Annotated in this window: 28 protein-coding genes; all 28 read right to left on the bottom strand. The window is 33.1% G+C overall.

What is annotated here, in order from left to right:
• Positions 1-5: 5 nt before the first annotated feature.
• Positions 6-437, bottom strand: coding sequence for a hypothetical protein (locus D8863_RS07310; RefSeq protein WP_125441520.1), 432 nt, complete (start codon positions 435-437; stop codon positions 6-8).
• Between the two features lie 104 nt (positions 438-541).
• On the bottom strand, positions 542-817 hold the full coding sequence (locus D8863_RS07315; protein WP_125441521.1) for a disulfide bond formation protein: 276 nt from the start codon (positions 815-817) through the stop codon (positions 542-544).
• Between the two features lie 33 nt (positions 818-850).
• The gene (locus tag D8863_RS07320; RefSeq protein ID WP_125441522.1) at positions 851-1,534 is read right to left on the bottom strand and encodes a DUF443 family protein; all 684 of its coding nucleotides are present in this window, start codon (positions 1,532-1,534) and stop codon (positions 851-853) included.
• 72 nt (positions 1,535-1,606) lie between these two features.
• Complete coding sequence (locus tag D8863_RS07325; RefSeq protein ID WP_125441523.1) at positions 1,607-2,269, bottom strand: DUF443 domain-containing protein; 663 nt, start codon at positions 2,267-2,269, stop codon at positions 1,607-1,609.
• Complete coding sequence (locus D8863_RS07330) at positions 2,269-2,883, bottom strand: hypothetical protein (RefSeq protein WP_125441524.1); 615 nt, start codon at positions 2,881-2,883, stop codon at positions 2,269-2,271. Before D8863_RS07330 ends, D8863_RS07325 begins: the two co-directional genes overlap by 1 nt.
• A gap of 63 nt (positions 2,884-2,946) precedes the next feature.
• Positions 2,947-3,432: a UCP033725 family protein gene (locus D8863_RS07335; protein ID WP_125441525.1), complete on the bottom strand. Its 486-nt coding sequence runs from the start codon at positions 3,430-3,432 to the stop codon at positions 2,947-2,949.
• Positions 3,433-3,633: 201 nt separating this feature from the next.
• Entirely contained in the window at positions 3,634-4,008 is a 375-nt protein-coding gene (locus tag D8863_RS07340) for a hypothetical protein (RefSeq protein WP_185761465.1), read from the bottom strand.
• Between the two features lie 183 nt (positions 4,009-4,191).
• Positions 4,192-4,512 carry a hypothetical protein gene (locus D8863_RS07345; RefSeq protein ID WP_260469758.1) on the bottom strand — a complete coding sequence of 107 codons (321 nt, stop codon included), beginning with the start codon at positions 4,510-4,512 and terminating at the stop codon, positions 4,192-4,194.
• Positions 4,513-4,555: 43 nt separating this feature from the next.
• A complete protein-coding gene (locus D8863_RS07350; protein ID WP_125441526.1) occupies positions 4,556-4,804 on the bottom strand; it encodes a hypothetical protein in 249 nt (82 codons plus the stop codon).
• A 29-nt stretch (positions 4,805-4,833) separates the two neighbouring features.
• Positions 4,834-5,235 carry an Imm63 family immunity protein gene (locus tag D8863_RS07355; protein ID WP_125441527.1) on the bottom strand — a complete coding sequence of 134 codons (402 nt, stop codon included), beginning with the start codon at positions 5,233-5,235 and terminating at the stop codon, positions 4,834-4,836.
• A gap of 158 nt (positions 5,236-5,393) precedes the next feature.
• A complete protein-coding gene (locus tag D8863_RS11330; protein WP_125441528.1) occupies positions 5,394-6,041 on the bottom strand; it encodes an Imm59 family immunity protein in 648 nt (215 codons plus the stop codon).
• Positions 6,042-6,070: 29 nt separating this feature from the next.
• A complete protein-coding gene (locus D8863_RS07365; RefSeq protein ID WP_125441529.1) occupies positions 6,071-6,421 on the bottom strand; it encodes a hypothetical protein in 351 nt (116 codons plus the stop codon).
• 19 nt (positions 6,422-6,440) lie between these two features.
• Positions 6,441-6,791, bottom strand: coding sequence for a hypothetical protein (locus D8863_RS07370; RefSeq protein WP_125441530.1), 351 nt, complete (start codon positions 6,789-6,791; stop codon positions 6,441-6,443).
• Positions 6,764-7,165, bottom strand: a complete 402-nt coding sequence (locus D8863_RS07375; RefSeq protein ID WP_084936716.1) for a hypothetical protein — start codon at positions 7,163-7,165, stop codon at positions 6,764-6,766. The genes D8863_RS07370 and D8863_RS07375 overlap by 28 nt, the downstream gene beginning before the upstream one ends.
• Before the next feature lie 18 nt (positions 7,166-7,183).
• Complete coding sequence (locus D8863_RS07380; RefSeq protein ID WP_049500605.1) at positions 7,184-7,534, bottom strand: hypothetical protein; 351 nt, start codon at positions 7,532-7,534, stop codon at positions 7,184-7,186.
• 45 nt (positions 7,535-7,579) lie between these two features.
• Positions 7,580-7,981 (bottom strand): hypothetical protein, encoded by a 402-nt coding sequence (locus D8863_RS07385; RefSeq protein WP_125441531.1) that lies wholly within the window; start codon positions 7,979-7,981, stop codon positions 7,580-7,582.
• Positions 7,982-8,022: 41 nt separating this feature from the next.
• The gene (locus D8863_RS07390; RefSeq protein WP_125441532.1) at positions 8,023-8,358 is read right to left on the bottom strand and encodes a DUF7957 family protein; all 336 of its coding nucleotides are present in this window, start codon (positions 8,356-8,358) and stop codon (positions 8,023-8,025) included.
• Between the two features lie 89 nt (positions 8,359-8,447).
• Positions 8,448-8,921: an SMI1/KNR4 family protein gene (locus D8863_RS07395; RefSeq protein ID WP_125441533.1), complete on the bottom strand. Its 474-nt coding sequence runs from the start codon at positions 8,919-8,921 to the stop codon at positions 8,448-8,450.
• A 9-nt stretch (positions 8,922-8,930) separates the two neighbouring features.
• Entirely contained in the window at positions 8,931-9,374 is a 444-nt protein-coding gene (locus tag D8863_RS07400) for a hypothetical protein (RefSeq protein WP_125441534.1), read from the bottom strand.
• Between the two features lie 9 nt (positions 9,375-9,383).
• Positions 9,384-9,827, bottom strand: coding sequence for a hypothetical protein (locus D8863_RS07405; RefSeq protein ID WP_125441535.1), 444 nt, complete (start codon positions 9,825-9,827; stop codon positions 9,384-9,386).
• Between the two features lie 9 nt (positions 9,828-9,836).
• Complete coding sequence (locus D8863_RS07410; RefSeq protein WP_125441536.1) at positions 9,837-10,283, bottom strand: hypothetical protein; 447 nt, start codon at positions 10,281-10,283, stop codon at positions 9,837-9,839.
• Positions 10,284-10,292: 9 nt separating this feature from the next.
• Complete coding sequence (locus D8863_RS07415) at positions 10,293-10,736, bottom strand: hypothetical protein (protein ID WP_125441537.1); 444 nt, start codon at positions 10,734-10,736, stop codon at positions 10,293-10,295.
• 85 nt (positions 10,737-10,821) lie between these two features.
• A complete protein-coding gene (locus D8863_RS07420; RefSeq protein WP_125441538.1) occupies positions 10,822-11,208 on the bottom strand; it encodes an immunity 22 family protein in 387 nt (128 codons plus the stop codon).
• A 108-nt stretch (positions 11,209-11,316) separates the two neighbouring features.
• Positions 11,317-11,802 carry an immunity protein YezG family protein gene (locus tag D8863_RS07425; RefSeq protein WP_125441539.1) on the bottom strand — a complete coding sequence of 162 codons (486 nt, stop codon included), beginning with the start codon at positions 11,800-11,802 and terminating at the stop codon, positions 11,317-11,319.
• 373 nt (positions 11,803-12,175) lie between these two features.
• Positions 12,176-12,631, bottom strand: coding sequence for a DUF4274 domain-containing protein (locus tag D8863_RS07430; RefSeq protein WP_125441540.1), 456 nt, complete (start codon positions 12,629-12,631; stop codon positions 12,176-12,178).
• Positions 12,632-12,809: 178 nt separating this feature from the next.
• A complete protein-coding gene (locus tag D8863_RS07435) occupies positions 12,810-13,265 on the bottom strand; it encodes an SMI1/KNR4 family protein (RefSeq protein ID WP_125441541.1) in 456 nt (151 codons plus the stop codon).
• Between the two features lie 139 nt (positions 13,266-13,404).
• Positions 13,405-14,070: a PoNe immunity protein domain-containing protein gene (locus D8863_RS07440; protein ID WP_125441542.1), complete on the bottom strand. Its 666-nt coding sequence runs from the start codon at positions 14,068-14,070 to the stop codon at positions 13,405-13,407.
• Between the two features lie 21 nt (positions 14,071-14,091).
• Positions 14,092-14,632, bottom strand: a 541-nt coding sequence (locus D8863_RS11250; protein ID WP_260469759.1) for a PoNe immunity protein domain-containing protein, incomplete at its 5' end; no start/stop codon positions are given.

Here is a 14,632-nt window from a genome sequence, read left to right on the forward strand (position 1 = left end):
CCTCTTTACCATAAAGGCCAGCGCCCCGTTTCAGCATAAATCATGACTTCGTATGCTCCCCTAGAAGATTCAAATGCTCTATCCATCAGTTCTTTAGTAATAGGATAGCGAACTTCTGGCCCCATGGCTCCTCCAACTTCTTTAAAGAAGCTAATTTCGTAATAACCATCTGTCTCATATACAATAAATCCATTGCCTCTATGTACAATCGTATCCGATTGATTATAATCTTCTAACTCATCTGCTTTAGGCCAACGATGATGTTCACAATAAAACATTACTTCTAAAGAATCTTTTTCTGATTTTGAAACACGTTCTGCTAATTCCTGGCTAATGGGAAAGTTAAGCACTTCTTTCCCTCTACTCCACAGAATCTCATAATCCTTATTGTTTTTTAATACCGTACAATTTTTGTATTGCAGCATTTCTATTGTCATATACATCGACTTTCTTTACTTTTTTAATTCTTCTCTATCATAGGCAAAAAAGATCTAGTTGGTGCGCACATTTCTTATTAAACTCTCCTAGATGAACTAGTTCTTTATAATGCTTTCTCTTTTCTTTCATTTTCTTTTTTCAGTTCTTTCTCCAATTGTTTTAAAACAAGTAAAATTTCACTTTGATAATCCATGGTCTCATCTACAAATCTTCTTGCTAAACTAAAAAAGCTGACTTCATCTATCGTTTCTCCTCGCCCTATACGTTCAGTCAGCTTGTAAATATCCTGAATGATCCCAGGATATCGTTTCTGGCTCGAATATTCCATGTTAATCAACTTTTGTAATTGCTCTATATATTGCGTGTATTGGTTCTTCATAATTGAATCCCTTATTAACTTTAATCACTTCGTTTAGTTTTTTCTCTGGTTTGATATAACATCTACTATCTCATATTCCCGTTCATCTCCAGGTGTAAAGGCAACGTTTATGGTTGCTAGAAAAATGAACATTGTTAAAATCATTATCAAAAGCATGGCAACATTTTTTATATAAATAAAAGCTAAGGCAAATATGATAGCTAAAGCAAAGAAACATAGTCGTAAAAGAAGCATTTTTACGTAAAAACGCAATGAATTTACTGGTTTTATTTTATAATAATTAGATTGCTCCAATAATCTATTGAGTAATTTTTCCAAACTTTTTTTCTTTTTAGAGTATAAAAGCTGAAGCAAACTAAAAGAGAATAATAGACCAATAACTACTAAAAGCAAACTAGTTACTATCGAAAAATTCACATAAAAGTTGGCAAATAAATCAATATGATTCATACGAGCCCAGGCATTCACAAAAACTGCCAATCCTGCAGCTAATGATGTTGGAAGGATAAATTTGCTCGTCTTAGAGTTTTTTTCTTCGATTTTAAAAAGTTCTTCATCTGAGATAGCATAAGCTTTCTGATAAAAATACCAGTTTAAAGGCAAACAGAAATATCCGAGAAAATGTTTAGGAGATCTATCTAATAGATACTGTTTCCCCTGATAATGAAATAATAGGTATCGAAGATTTCCTTTATAATATAATTTTATTTTTTGCATTCTAATCCTTACTAATCTAAGAAAACATGAGTTTTTCCAAACTATGAGTAGTATCTCGATATCGTCTACATCTTATTTTGGTATTTTATCATTTATTTTATATAAGTGATGAATTTCAGTTCCAAAGGCAACATTAGAAGCTAACAAATAAAGAAAAATGATTGCATGGGCCATTAAGTCAAAAAGTAAATTACCTGAGTAAAAATAATACAATGCCATAAAAAATGATAGTCCACCAAAAACCACTATAAATCCTAGCAATTGTTTAAAGTCAACTTTTACTGGCCTTATTTTATAGTATTGTAAATGCCTAAGTTCGCGCCCTAGCACAGAAACCATCCTTCTTTTCCGAGAATAGTAACATAATTCAACCAGAACATATGTTAAAAGAAAAGTCATTAAAAAGAGTGCCAATTTCGTAAAACTTGAAAGATTCGTTTCAAAATACTCAGTGATATCAATCTTGTTAACGCGTAACCAATTATATAAAAAGATACTCAGCCCAGCACCGAGAGAAGCTGAAACAGTGAGTTTTGTAGCTCGTCCATTTTTTTCTTTTATCTTACAGTAGTCATCCGATGTAATGGAATACACATGTTGAAAGAAAAGCCAATTTATAGGTGGAAAAAGATAGCCTATCAAATGACATGGTCTTCTATCAAGTAGATAGTATTGATAATTGAATTCAAATACTAAATAACGAAAATTTCCATAAGTAAAACGAATTTTTTCCATCATTTCTCCTTAGTCACAAACAGATCACTTCTACTTAGTCCCTCTGAACTATACCCTAGCAAAGTAGCCTCATATTCATCAACTAATCCATTATCACCATTCAGTTGAATCATCCACTCCTTAGTAGTTTTTAATTTTACGATTGACACATAGAAGGTTTGAAATATTCTGTTTGGCAGGTAAAATAGATTGTATTCATTGTCACTTACATCTATGTAATAAATCTTGTTTAATTTTGTAGAAAAATTTATTTTTCCTTTAGTTCTAGAATCAACCGAATAAAAGTCATCCAGTTGCTCTCTAGTTAAGTATTCTTTCAATATTTCGATATCCTCTATATCATTTATTAAAGTCATCAAGGGGAATTCGAAATCTGTAACCCCTCTTTTAACAAAGATAGCAAAATAGAGTTGCGCCAACTCCTTGTTATGAATTTTACAGTATTCTAAAACAACCCCTCTTTCATTTAGTGAAATAAAAAATTCATCTTCTCTTTTTTCTAGAGTATAAATCATATCCACATTATCATATGCCTGCAACTTGTTATTTCTTAAAACAATTTCGACATTGCTGATAAACCTTTTTAAGCTGCTAATATATTCATTATCAAACATTATCATTTCCTCGGAACAGATTCCATTTTTCTTCTATTAGATTGAAACCTCAGTATCACAACATTACTTTTCAATAGAATTTAAAAAGTTATCGATGTCTTTGCCTTCTAAACTCTTGATCTTAACTCCCTGGTCTTTAAAGATTCCTAAAGGTGTTTCGACTATTTTTAAGACTTCAATGTCTTTTCGGCTAATCTCTTTTGCCCATTCTAATTTGTTTATCTGCTTGAATCCCAACTCATCCTTTATTTGATTTTGGTTGGCGCTTGGTATTATTTCAAACCAATCTTTCTCAACATTCCTTCGAATCATCCCACTACTAACATAAAAGGAATGCCCCTTATATTGAATTTCATAATGAATACTGTATAGATAGTCTAGCTCCTCCATCTTGACTTTTTTAGAAAAGAAATCATCAAATTCCTCTCCCCAAGAATCTACATAATTGTTAAATCCTTCATCTTTTGTATCACTAGTCAGAACAATCCAATCATTATTACTAAGACCTTTTGAAGCATTATATTTTTTACCCCGATAAATTGCAATCATTATTCACTCCTATTTCGTTACTTTACAACCTTTACTTTCTATATATTTAAATTGTTTTATAGGATTTCCACTTTTACTTTCAAAAATTCTTATCATTTCTCCATTCTTAAATACATGTTCTTTCATCAACTTATACTCTGGCAATATAATATTCTTGGAATCTATAAAATTTCATTTGATTCGCTACCTATTTATTCAAGTTTAATCCTCTACCATCAGCGGAAAAATATCTTCCCCCCTGTACATTTTATCTTCCATTTCTTTCCACTCTAAAACCAATTTATAAAGCTCATTTGTAGGAATAAAGCATGGTTCACCAAGACTTTCATCATCCATTTGATAGTATAATTCTGTTTCCTCCTTACCTATATCAATATTCAGTATATTACCGCCAAATTCAGATGCTTCTTTTTGACCAGTAACAACCGCTTCTAATTCTTTATAAATATGAGTGTAAAAATTATGGACTTCAGAATTTAAAAAACTTGATAGAGATTGACAACTAGAGCTATCGAATTTTACTAGCAAAAATTTCTGACTATTGTTATTTACTTTTACAATATAGTTTCGTTTCATTTATATTCACCTATAAATTTATTTCCATGCTTAATCCATGTTGACTTGCTCCTACATAATGACAACCTCCTATGGGCTTATATTGTTGAGGAAAAAAGTTAAATAAGCTTCATTTCTTTTTTTAAAATAAACTTTAAATAGTAGGAGACAAGATTATTTCTAATAAACTTCCCTTTCAGTTGTCTACTCTTCTAATAAGCTGTCAATTCTTTTTATCAATAAAGAAAATTGTTCATTTTTTCTTTTCATGTATGCAGCGTCCGAGTCAAAAACATAAAAATCCGATAAACCATCTCTTGGGAAAAACATACTTTTGTACCTTTTCTGTAGGTGGATCATCGTTTCTGCTGGTACCTGGGGGGTTCCTATACTTTGTAGGATAAACTGCATTTCCTCAAGGATACCTATGAAATTATTAACATTAATTTTTTCCTTGTAATCTGATAGAAACACTATTAAGTCAGATAACGAATTCGTCAGTTCTTCTTTTAAATTGGTCATCATGTCATGCTCCAAAATATTCTTTACTCATCAATGGAAACCGAGTTTATATTCGGCATCTATATTTGACTATATCATAAACTTCCTCGATAGCCTCTTCTTCATTTTTAAAGCACGCAATTTCTATCAAACTCTGGCGTTCTGTCACTTCATACACCAGAAATTTATTTGATTTCGAATCCAGATAATACCCTATTGCAAACTGCTCTAATGCTTTTTGGTTTAGATAGACTGTATGATATTTAAGCTTACTTCGATTAGACTCTAAAAAAGCAAGTAACTCTTCTTTTGTCATTGTAGTTTCTACGTTAGTTTTATGACTCTTTAAGTAAAGAGAAATTTTGAGGTTGCTTCCTTCCTTCTTCTCTCTCCATACTTAGGATCAATTATACTAAATAAGCGAATTTGTTCTTCTTGAAGAAGGCTATTATAACGTTCAAAATCTCCATTAGCATTCGTCCATGCATTCTTTGATGCTATTCTAGTAACATATGATTGCAAAAGATAATAAAGAATATCTTCCTTATTATCAAATTTTTTCTCAGAATTTATTTTGCCACGTTCGACACCAACAATGTAGTAATAATCGCCCTCTAAATAAATAGTACGCCCTTCCGGTAAGAATAGAGATGGTTTTTCTTCTGTAAATAAATCCGACTGATTCAGATTTGTTTCCCCAATTTTTAATAGCAACTCTGTTAATTCATCTTTTATATGTTTTATCATCTTATTCCTCACTAATGTTTACAATCATTACTAAAAAATACTGACGCAGTTGTAGACAGCTTCTAAATTTAACTATTTGATAAACTCCCTTGAAAGCATCTTATTCATTTTAAAAAAAGCTCAATTAAACTGATTCTAAGAACACTTCTCTAACTGACTCATTTTCCTTCCTCGTCCCACAGTGGCGAAGGATAGGGGTGCGATAAACCAAGTTCATTAGCCAACTGTTCCGCATGAACTGTTTGACTAAGAAACTTAAAGAACTCATCCTTTGCTTCCTTCATCGTATCAAACTCCCATGTTTTCCCCACAATATATGAGCGTTCATCCCTACTGTTAATTTGAAATTTGCCATTTTTAAAAAACAAATGTGTTGCCCAAGGTTGACTGCTATCTTCATCAAACAAGACATAAGACAAGCTTTCAAAACCTCTTTCTTTAATCTCCTTTTCCACTATATTTTTCAAAGATTCGATATCGATATCTAGTTTATCCCATAGTGGAGAAGGATATTGTGGCCCCCAGCCATTGGAAATATAGTACTTATTTCTTGAAACAGTATGGTCTAACAACTCTAAAAATTTTTCTTTTGCTTTAGGAAAATCAGAATACTCAAAAACTCTTCCTTTTCCAGCCCTATCCCTTGTTAGATATACCTCATACTTATGAGTTTGGGTATTGAGTTCAATTCTCGTTTCCCACTCCCAGGGACCATGGTCATTGAAAATAGAAAATCTCAAACTATCATATCCTCGTTTTTGAATCTCCGTTAAAAGCTCCGTTCGTTCTTGCTCTCTATTAAACATTGTTTCTGTTCTCCTCTAAAAGTTTCAGACTACAACCATCCTTTGGCTTTTAAAAACTTGTCCGGAATCCGGAGTTCGAGCTCATTCATAACTCCTCTTAAGTAACTATCCCAATCTGATATCTGGCTGTATACAGCTGGTTCTTTAGTCAGGGATAATTTCACTTCTTTCGTTAAAACAATGAAGAACTCACACATGTCATTTTCATAATCAAATTCAATCGCGAAGTAATCATATGCCTTAAAGTCTAATTTAAAAGTTTGATGATTAGGTTCCTCAACATAATCATAACCAGCAATCGTGTCAACTCTTTCGCCAAAGACTCCCCTTATTTTCTTTCGAGTCTCTTTCGCGAGTTCTAGCATCTTGTTTGTTTCCATACATCTATCCACTTTCCACTTACAACCATCCCTTGGCTTTTAAAAACTTGTCCGGAATCCGGAGTTCGAGCTCATCCATAACTCCTCTTAAGTAACTATCCCAATCTGATATCTGGCTGTATACAGCTGGTTCTTTAGTCAGGGATAATTTCACTTCTTTCGTTAAAACAATGAAGAACTCACACATGTCATTTTCATAATCAAATTCAATAGTAAAGTAATCATATGCCTTAAAGTCTAATTTAAAAGTTTGATGATTGGGTTCATCAGCTATATCATCAAACACTATATCATCAATCCTATCTTTAAATACTCTTTTAACTATATCAAAAAATTCATCTGCTAAAATATCCATTTGGTTTTCAAACATTGTAATATCCCTCTTCTTTTATACCATCCCTTGGCTTTTAAAAACTTGTCAGGAATGCGGGACTCAACTTCAATCATGAGTTCTTTCAAGTATTTGTCCCAGTCTCTAATCTCACTATAAAAAGTTGGCTTATTCCCTTTGTTCAAAGAAGCACCGTAGCGATCACCAATAGAGATTGTAAATCCACAAAAATCAGCTTCATAGTTAAACATCATAAAGAAATAATCATACGCTATAAATTCAAGCCTAAAAGCCCTGTACTGTGGATATTCAACTACGTCTACGATTTTTGGCTCGGTGATGCGATCACCAAATACACTTTTGATTTTTTCTCTCGTCTCTTCTGCTAGTCGAAGCATTTTATTATCTTCCATTCGATTCCTCCTTTTCTCTTACAACCAGCCCTTGGCTTTTAAAAACTTATCCGGAATTCGGAGTTCGAGCTCATCCTTGATTCCTTTTAAATAACTATCCCAATCTGTTATCTGGCTATATACAGCAGGCTCTTTGGTAAGGGATAATTTCACTTCTTTCGTTAAGACAATGAAAAACTCACAGAGATCATTCTCATAATCAAATTCAATAGTAAAGTAATCGTAAGCCTTAAAATCAATTTTAAACTCGTGATGATTAGCTTCTTCAATAACATCATAAATGCCAGATGAATCCATCTTATTCCCAAAATAAGTTCGAATCATTCGGCTCGTTTCTACAGCAAACTTCTCGGTTTCATTTAATTCCATAATATTATTCTCCTCAAAGACATCATTTCTTTAAAATCTATTTGGTCAATTCTTTAATATAACTTCTGCTCTATCTGAATCTAGAAAGTCTTTCAATATCTGCAAGGTGTGTTCAACTGACTTTTTATCACGTCCATACACTCTTTTTAGGCTCTTATCATCGATTATCTTGGATAAAAAGGTAATGGAAAATTTCTGCTCATCAGCTTGGGTGAACCAAATGTTGAACAAGCCACCCTCTCCAGCTTCCAATTGCCTATTTTTACCGGTTGATGATATCCCCATCGTCATATGATAACCCTTATACGCGAATGGAAAATTAAAATTTTCATCTTCTCCTTCATGAATGGCAATCGTATCAAGATCTATCGAAAAAACTTTCTCTAACACTTGCTTGACATTCTGATAGCCTAGACTCTCTCTTATTGGTAAGTAAAGTTCACTCATTTATAGGTTCTCCACATATTTCCGAAATTCTCAAACTTCTATTACTTTGATAGAGTCATATCAACTGTTTTCCCCGTTTTTATATCGACTTTTAATCTTCTACCATGAAAATCAGTCGCATAAATCCAACCATCACGCAAAGTCATCTGTTCAAAGGGATAAATATTATTACTGTATCCACTATTATCAATCGTCCAAACTACATTTCCACTAGCAGCAACTCTTAAAATGTTATTTTTTTCAATATCATTATCAAAAGGAATCTCCAATAAAACAATAAACTCGTCACCGTGTTCAATTATATTTCGGATTTCAAATTTAAAACATTTTACAACTTTATCATTTACTATTAGATTATATTTTTCATATTCTACCATTGTATCCACCTTACATCTGAGAATCCTTACGTCAATCAGTCTTTTAATGATTTCTTCGTATTCTTGCTAAATCAATATGCATCACACCACTAATCCTGTAACATAGCTAAAAATTCTGTAAAGTTATTCGCTACAAACTCTATAGCAGGCTCCAGATCGTAGGATTCCTCGTGGTACCAGATACAAATGCTTGGATTTTCGGGATTCTCAATATAGTTTAAACAAACAAAGTCACCGCCAAACAATGCTACTATGGGGACCAACTCAAACCCCAAAATATCTTCATGGACAAACAAACGTTCATCCAGTTGGGACATTACAACATCAATATCATAGATACCAAGTGGATTGTTTTTTGAATCCTCTAACACACACAAGAATCGCTCGATCAAAAAGGACCTATTTGTTAAAGAAAATAAATTTTTAGAAGGACGAAAACCATTTTTTCTCATTATAAAATTCTTATAATCGTCAGGTAGTCGAACTTTCCACGCAACTTCTCTTTCCTGTAATAGCGCATCGGTTGGCAAAGGGGAGATAATCGATTGATCTTGTTGTGTCATATTATTCTCCTACAGTTCCTCGTCTTTTACTTCCTCAAACCATTTCTCAAACTCTAAACGAGGAAGCAATTCCTCATCCTTGTCATAACGTCCTTCATAACTATAGCGACTATCAAGGCTGTTTTTCTGTGCATCATAAATCAACCACATTTCAGTTGGATGTTCACGACCGTATTCTTGGCACAGCTTAACCATTCTTTCTATATCTTGTGCCCCAATTCCTAATAGACTAAACTGAATTTCATCTGAACTATCTATTTCATTAGGAAGGTAACCCGCAATCTCATCTCTATCCAGATAATGATTATTAGTTTTAAAAAATACATCAAACCTATAAAAACCATCCGCAACGCAATAAATAAAAATTTTATCTGCTTGATTTTGGACATATTCCATAGCTAATGAAACCATGTCAATCTGGATTTCCATAAATTTATCTTCAAATTGTGCCATCTTCTTCTCCTACAGTTGCTTACTTTTTACTTCCTCAAACCATTTTTCAAACTCGAGACGTGGAAGTAATTCCTCATCCTTGTCATAACGACCCTCATAACTATAGCGACTATCAAGGCTGTTTTTCTGTGCATCATAAATCAACCACATTTCAGTTGGATGTTCGCGATTATATTCTTGGCACAGCTTAACCATTCTTTCTATATCTTGTGCCCCAATCCTTAATAGACTAAACTGAATTTCATCTGAACTATCTATTTCATTAGGAAGGTAACTCGCAATCTCATCTCTATCCAGATAATGATTATTAGTTTTAAAAAACACATCAAACCTATAAAAACCATCCGCAACGCAATAAATAAAAATTTTATCTGCTTGATTTTGAACATATTCCATTGCTAGTGAAATCATGCTAGCCTGGATTTCCATAAATTTATCTTCAAATTGTGTCATCTTCTTCTCCTAAAGTTTCTCGCCTTTTACTTCCTCAAACCATTTTTCAAACTCGAGACGTGGAAGCAATTCTTCATCCTTGTCATAACGTCCTTCATAGCTATAACGACTGTCAAGACTATTTTTCTGAGCATCATAAATCAACCACATTTCAGTTGGATGTTCACGATTATATTCTTGGCAAACATCAATCAATTTTTGTATATCTTCAGCTCCATATCTCAATAGAGCGAATGCCATATTATCTGAATCATCTACTTTTTTTGCCACAACCTCATTAACTTTATCCATTTCAATTACAATACCATTAATCTTATAAAAAACTTTATATGATTGCAATGCTTCTTCAGAAATACAATAAATATATATTTTCTCTGCCTGATTTTGGACATATTCCATTGCTAATGAAATCATGCTAGCCTGAACTTCCATAAATTTATCTTCAAATTGTGTCATCTTCTTCTCCTAAAGTTGCTCGTCTTTTACTTCATTGTACCATTGTTCAAAAATATTGCCCGAGGTTAGTGTATCTGAATTAGAATAGAATAAATCATAGGAATACTTTCCCTTTACTTTATTCTGTTTATTATCATAAATCAATTTTATCTGCGTAGGCATTGGCTGGTTATACTTCTCACAAATTTTCTTTAACTCTTTAACGTCATCGGTTCCTATTTTTAAGACATGGAAAATTAGATTGTTTAAATCATCAAAGTTTCTCCTTGGCAATGTACGCATAGTAAAAATTTTATTCTCAGAAATATAAAATATGTTAAAACTGTATGAATTCTTCTCATTAGAACCATATATGTACACAGTATCAACCTTTTGCTCTACCATATCCGCATATTCTAATGCCAACTGAATCATGTCTGTTTGTTTAGCTGAAAATTCGTTTTCAAATATCATTTTTCACCTCTAAAGTATCTTCATAAAGAGCTCCCATTAATGAAGTATACCATATAATTGATTCTATTATCTTGCAATAATGAGACTAAGTCTCCTTATATCTAACAGTTCCGATAAATCTTATATTTTCTATTACTATTTTATTGCCACTACAATCATAATTGTAAAGCAAAATGATGGTGTTGCTTGGAGGAATAACCGTTTTGATTCCTTCCTCTTTTAAATTTCGAAGAATAGTCTGTTCATAAGATGCACCTTTCAACATCTGTTCGAGATTTGAGTGATTCCTATCATCAACCTGAGCTTCTAGCCAATCGTCATCAATATCATCCAAATCAATGCCATTCTCTATTAAGAATTGAGACGGAACTGCCTCTCCATCCTCATCATAGCGTATCTGCAAATAATGGTCTAATTGAGATTGATCTGCAAAATTTCCAATCCAAATGGACACTGTATTTTCCGTTTCCATTCATTTCCCCTTTCAATCAATCCACCTTTCAAATCCAAGATTAGTTTTCTTGGACTAGAAAGTCATATAGGAAGTACTCTAGGTCTCTCAAGCCTTTGTAATAGTTGTTTAACTTTTGTTTTGATATTCTTCCATTTCTTTAAAAAGTTGAAGTAAATCATTATTTTCAGGTTCTTCTCCTAAATATTTATATTTAAAAAAAGACAGCCTTTGATTCGAGGTAAACGGACTAGCAAACCAATCAGTATAATCAAACTCAACCTTTAATTGTTTCCGAGATTTCACTATTAAAACCATTGCATACCATTTAGGTTGATTATTATCTTCTAAAACCTTTAAAATGTTTCTAGAAATGCTCATTAATTGATTAAAAGTATCCATATATTCAGAAAATGGAATATCATAAATTACTGGTATATCATGTGAGAAAATATATTTTTCAGGATTTTCTTTCGTATTAAAATAAAATAAAACTTCTCCGTCCCCTTCCTTTAACTCAATATTAAAGTATAAATCATTCCAAGTTACTGGAATAATACGATTTACATTATTTGCTATATCATTAAACAATTGACTTAATTGATTTTCAAACATTTTTAATCTCCTGGTTTATTCCTTATCTGCTTAATTCGAAATGGCTCTCCTTCAATTTGATAGCGTACGTTAAACATTTTTAGTCTGACTGATACAGAACCTTCTTCAAAAACAGTATCTATCCTTACTAAAACTTTCTTAGGAGGAACATCATTTAATGAAGCGTTCCTTTCAAGAACCCTTTAAAGGTATCAAAAGTTTTAGCACCTTGTTCGATGTCTTCCTTCACTGCTGTTTTTATACTAGTCTAACAGCGATGAGACCTGCAGTCTTTCCTGTCTTAGCCAAACCACTTAGGTATTTACCTGCTGGGATCAAGTCAATAGGTTTCCGCATCCATTTAAAGCGAGCTATCGTATCGTTATTCTTAATTTTAAAGACGAATATGTAAATCTTTTCCTAATACTCCGTCTAAAATAAACGAATCGAGATTGGAATTCAACTTATTTAATTTAAACTTCTGAATTTTTGTTATTTCAGGTTGAAAAGAGATACTTCCATTGGGATATTGCTTTCTCAAAATTTTATCATAAACTTCCTTTATAAAATTTTCCCAGGATTGCGATAAGCGATTTGCAAAAACAGCCTCTCCTTCAAGTAAATATTGTATACCGTCTGCTCGATGAAAAGCTAATAAGGCAACAGAGAGAGTGCATTTAGGATGATTAATAATTGCCTCTGGCACTTCAAAACCATTATCCCAGTTATAATTATCAAGCAAGACAAAAAGTTCATCTTCACTATCAATAGACTTAACTAGTTTCACAGCTTCAGCATTGCTTTCAGAATATAAAATATATGATAGCTGATTTAATTTTGTTGCATCCATTTTTATACCTCAATCTAATTTATTGTAAAAACGTTCCCATAGTTCCTGAGTTGCACCTTGGTTTGGATACAAAGGTAGTCCTTTACTTTGTAGAAGATTCAAATTTCTTTGAAGTTGTTTGACATCAATTTGTCAATCTAAGGGAAAATCTATTCAGATAATTCCTTCAATTGTACCCTTAGTTCTGTATCAAATCCGTAAATTCTGAAAATGTTTTAGCTAAAAAATAGGCATTGTTCTCATCTCTTGAGGCTTCTAATTGATACGTATCGTCGCAATAATATAAGCCTTCGTTAGCATCACCACTTTGCCAAAATAGTAGAAATCCGTGCTGAATAGTGTCTCCAATGATAATGGAATGTTCAAAAATATCATTACGATATTCTTCTGTCCACTGTTCTATATCTGCATTTTTAATTCCAGTATTTATACCAAACATAGTATCAATGTTAATAACTTCATCAATTTGATTAATCTTAATTGAATTTTCAAATGTATAAGATGAATTCCTTCCTCCGTTTTGTGTGACTAAAAATTCTTTATAGTCAACTGGAAGTTTGATATCAAATCGTTTTTCTAAAAGCTTGATATTTTCATATTCTGCATGCCCAAATGGCTCTATTGTTAATACCATTTTATTTACCTCCGATATAACCCCTCTTTGCTTGAGGACCTCAGCCTTGCTGTGGGTGGCCGTGTTAAGAATAACTGTGTTAACGTAAAGAAAAAGGAGACTACCTGTTTGATAAAAACTGGGTGGAAACCCAGTTTTCTTAGTTTTCTTGGACTAACAAGTCATATGGGAAGTACTCTAAGTCTTTCAAGCGTTCGTCATAGATTCCTTTGATCTTGCAGGTTGCGGCGGTGTCAAAACTCCAGTAGCCATCATAACCTCTATTGTCATACTTATGTGTCCCATACCAAGGTTCATCCGAGTGGCTATAGTACCAGAAACCCTGCGCCTTGGCTACACTCTCATAAGTGTCCTCTATCATATTTTGATATTCTAAAATCGAATGAAAAGGAACTATCTTGTCATGGAATAGATAGGTCATGTAGTATTCAATCAAGCCATCTGTGTGGTCCATCTGCTCATAAATAGCCTTCAAATCATCCAAAAACTCTTCCTTGCGCTCACTATAGAGAACTCCCAAGGCAAAAATGTTAACTGCCAAGTCAAATGGGACTCCCTCTGAGGCAATGAGCTTCAAATTGGAAAGAATCCCTTGATAATAGGGGAAAATCTCCTCTTTCGAAGCCCCTATAGAATAGGAAAGTTTTACTAGTTCTTCATTGAACTGAACCAAAAATTGGTAATGGACTTCTAGAAAATCTTTCCGAACTTCTTTACTTTTACTCACTTTCCTTTTTAAGCGTTCTTGTACACGATCCAAACGCTTTTCAAAATACGATTGATCTTTGTGTTTATCTCTTATCATGTGTTAACTCCAATTTTCAACCTACTCTCCCTGCACCAACAAGTCATATGGAAAGTACTCTAGGTCTTTCAAGCGTTCGTCGAAAATCCCTTTGATCTTGCAGGTTGCAGCGGTGTCAAAACTCCAGTATCCTTTATAGGTATCTTTGGTGTGGTTATTATACCACGGAGCATCTGAGTGGCTATAGTACCAGAAACCTTGTGCCTTGGCTACACTCTCATAAGTGTCTTCAATCATATTTTGATACTCTAAAATCGAATGGAAAGGGACTATCTTATCATGAAATAGATAAACCATGTAGTATTCAATCAAGCCATCTGTGTGGTCCATCTGCTCATAAATAGCCTTCAAATCATCCAAAAACTCTTCCTTACGATCACTATAAAGAACTCCCAGGGCAAAGACATCAACTGCACGATAAAAGGGAACTCCCTCTGAAGCAATAACTTTGAGATGAGACAGAACACCTCGATAATAGGGGAAAATCTCCTCTTTCGAAGCCCCTATAGAATAGGAAAGTTTCACTAGTTCTTCATTATCCAAAACCAAATCTTGATAATGG

Source organism: Streptococcus oralis, from assembly GCF_003943825.1.
Taxonomy (GTDB): domain Bacteria; phylum Bacillota; class Bacilli; order Lactobacillales; family Streptococcaceae; genus Streptococcus; species Streptococcus oralis_CD.

What these genes read in the sequence shown, in the direction of transcription:
- D8863_RS07395 (WP_125441533.1), bottom strand. Translation starts at nt 8,921, where the DNA reads ATGACACAACAAGATCAATCGATTATCTCCCCTTTGCCAACCGATGCG.
- D8863_RS07410 (WP_125441536.1), bottom strand. Translation starts at nt 10,283, where the DNA reads ATGACACAATTTGAAGATAAATTTATGGAAGTTCAGGCTAGCATGATT.
- D8863_RS07330 (WP_125441524.1), bottom strand. Translation starts at nt 2,883, where the DNA reads ATGTTTGATAATGAATATATTAGCAGCTTAAAAAGGTTTATCAGCAAT.
- D8863_RS07385 (WP_125441531.1), bottom strand. Translation starts at nt 7,981, where the DNA reads ATGAGTGAACTTTACTTACCAATAAGAGAGAGTCTAGGCTATCAGAAT.
- D8863_RS07350 (WP_125441526.1), bottom strand. Translation starts at nt 4,804, where the DNA reads ATGACAAAAGAAGAGTTACTTGCTTTTTTAGAGTCTAATCGAAGTAAG.
- D8863_RS07340 (WP_185761465.1), bottom strand. Translation starts at nt 4,008, where the DNA reads ATGAAACGAAACTATATTGTAAAAGTAAATAACAATAGTCAGAAATTT.
- D8863_RS07375 (WP_084936716.1), bottom strand. Translation starts at nt 7,165, where the DNA reads ATGGAAGATAATAAAATGCTTCGACTAGCAGAAGAGACGAGAGAAAAA.
- D8863_RS07405 (WP_125441535.1), bottom strand. Translation starts at nt 9,827, where the DNA reads ATGACACAATTTGAAGATAAATTTATGGAAATCCAGGCTAGCATGATT.
- D8863_RS07345 (WP_260469758.1), bottom strand. Translation starts at nt 4,512, where the DNA reads ATGATGACCAATTTAAAAGAAGAACTGACGAATTCGTTATCTGACTTA.
- D8863_RS07400 (WP_125441534.1), bottom strand. Translation starts at nt 9,374, where the DNA reads ATGGCACAATTTGAAGATAAATTTATGGAAATCCAGATTGACATGGTT.
- D8863_RS07420 (WP_125441538.1), bottom strand. Translation starts at nt 11,208, where the DNA reads ATGGAAACGGAAAATACAGTGTCCATTTGGATTGGAAATTTTGCAGAT.
- D8863_RS07315 (WP_125441521.1), bottom strand. Translation starts at nt 817, where the DNA reads ATGAAGAACCAATACACGCAATATATAGAGCAATTACAAAAGTTGATT.
- D8863_RS07325 (WP_125441523.1), bottom strand. Translation starts at nt 2,269, where the DNA reads ATGGAAAAAATTCGTTTTACTTATGGAAATTTTCGTTATTTAGTATTT.
- D8863_RS07370 (WP_125441530.1), bottom strand. Translation starts at nt 6,791, where the DNA reads ATGTTTGAAAACCAAATGGATATTTTAGCAGATGAATTTTTTGATATA.
- D8863_RS07320 (WP_125441522.1), bottom strand. Translation starts at nt 1,534, where the DNA reads ATGCAAAAAATAAAATTATATTATAAAGGAAATCTTCGATACCTATTA.
- D8863_RS07435 (WP_125441541.1), bottom strand. Translation starts at nt 13,265, where the DNA reads ATGGTATTAACAATAGAGCCATTTGGGCATGCAGAATATGAAAATATC.
- D8863_RS07415 (WP_125441537.1), bottom strand. Translation starts at nt 10,736, where the DNA reads ATGATATTTGAAAACGAATTTTCAGCTAAACAAACAGACATGATTCAG.
- D8863_RS07365 (WP_125441529.1), bottom strand. Translation starts at nt 6,421, where the DNA reads ATGGAAACAAACAAGATGCTAGAACTCGCGAAAGAGACTCGAAAGAAA.
- D8863_RS11330 (WP_125441528.1), bottom strand. Translation starts at nt 6,041, where the DNA reads ATGTTTAATAGAGAGCAAGAACGAACGGAGCTTTTAACGGAGATTCAA.
- D8863_RS07380 (WP_049500605.1), bottom strand. Translation starts at nt 7,534, where the DNA reads ATGGAATTAAATGAAACCGAGAAGTTTGCTGTAGAAACGAGCCGAATG.
- D8863_RS07335 (WP_125441525.1), bottom strand. Translation starts at nt 3,432, where the DNA reads ATGATTGCAATTTATCGGGGTAAAAAATATAATGCTTCAAAAGGTCTT.
- D8863_RS07355 (WP_125441527.1), bottom strand. Translation starts at nt 5,235, where the DNA reads ATGATAAAACATATAAAAGATGAATTAACAGAGTTGCTATTAAAAATT.
- D8863_RS07310 (WP_125441520.1), bottom strand. Translation starts at nt 437, where the DNA reads ATGACAATAGAAATGCTGCAATACAAAAATTGTACGGTATTAAAAAAC.
- D8863_RS07440 (WP_125441542.1), bottom strand. Translation starts at nt 14,070, where the DNA reads ATGATAAGAGATAAACACAAAGATCAATCGTATTTTGAAAAGCGTTTG.
- D8863_RS07390 (WP_125441532.1), bottom strand. Translation starts at nt 8,358, where the DNA reads ATGGTAGAATATGAAAAATATAATCTAATAGTAAATGATAAAGTTGTA.
- D8863_RS07425 (WP_125441539.1), bottom strand. Translation starts at nt 11,802, where the DNA reads ATGTTTGAAAATCAATTAAGTCAATTGTTTAATGATATAGCAAATAAT.
- D8863_RS07430 (WP_125441540.1), bottom strand. Translation starts at nt 12,631, where the DNA reads ATGGATGCAACAAAATTAAATCAGCTATCATATATTTTATATTCTGAA.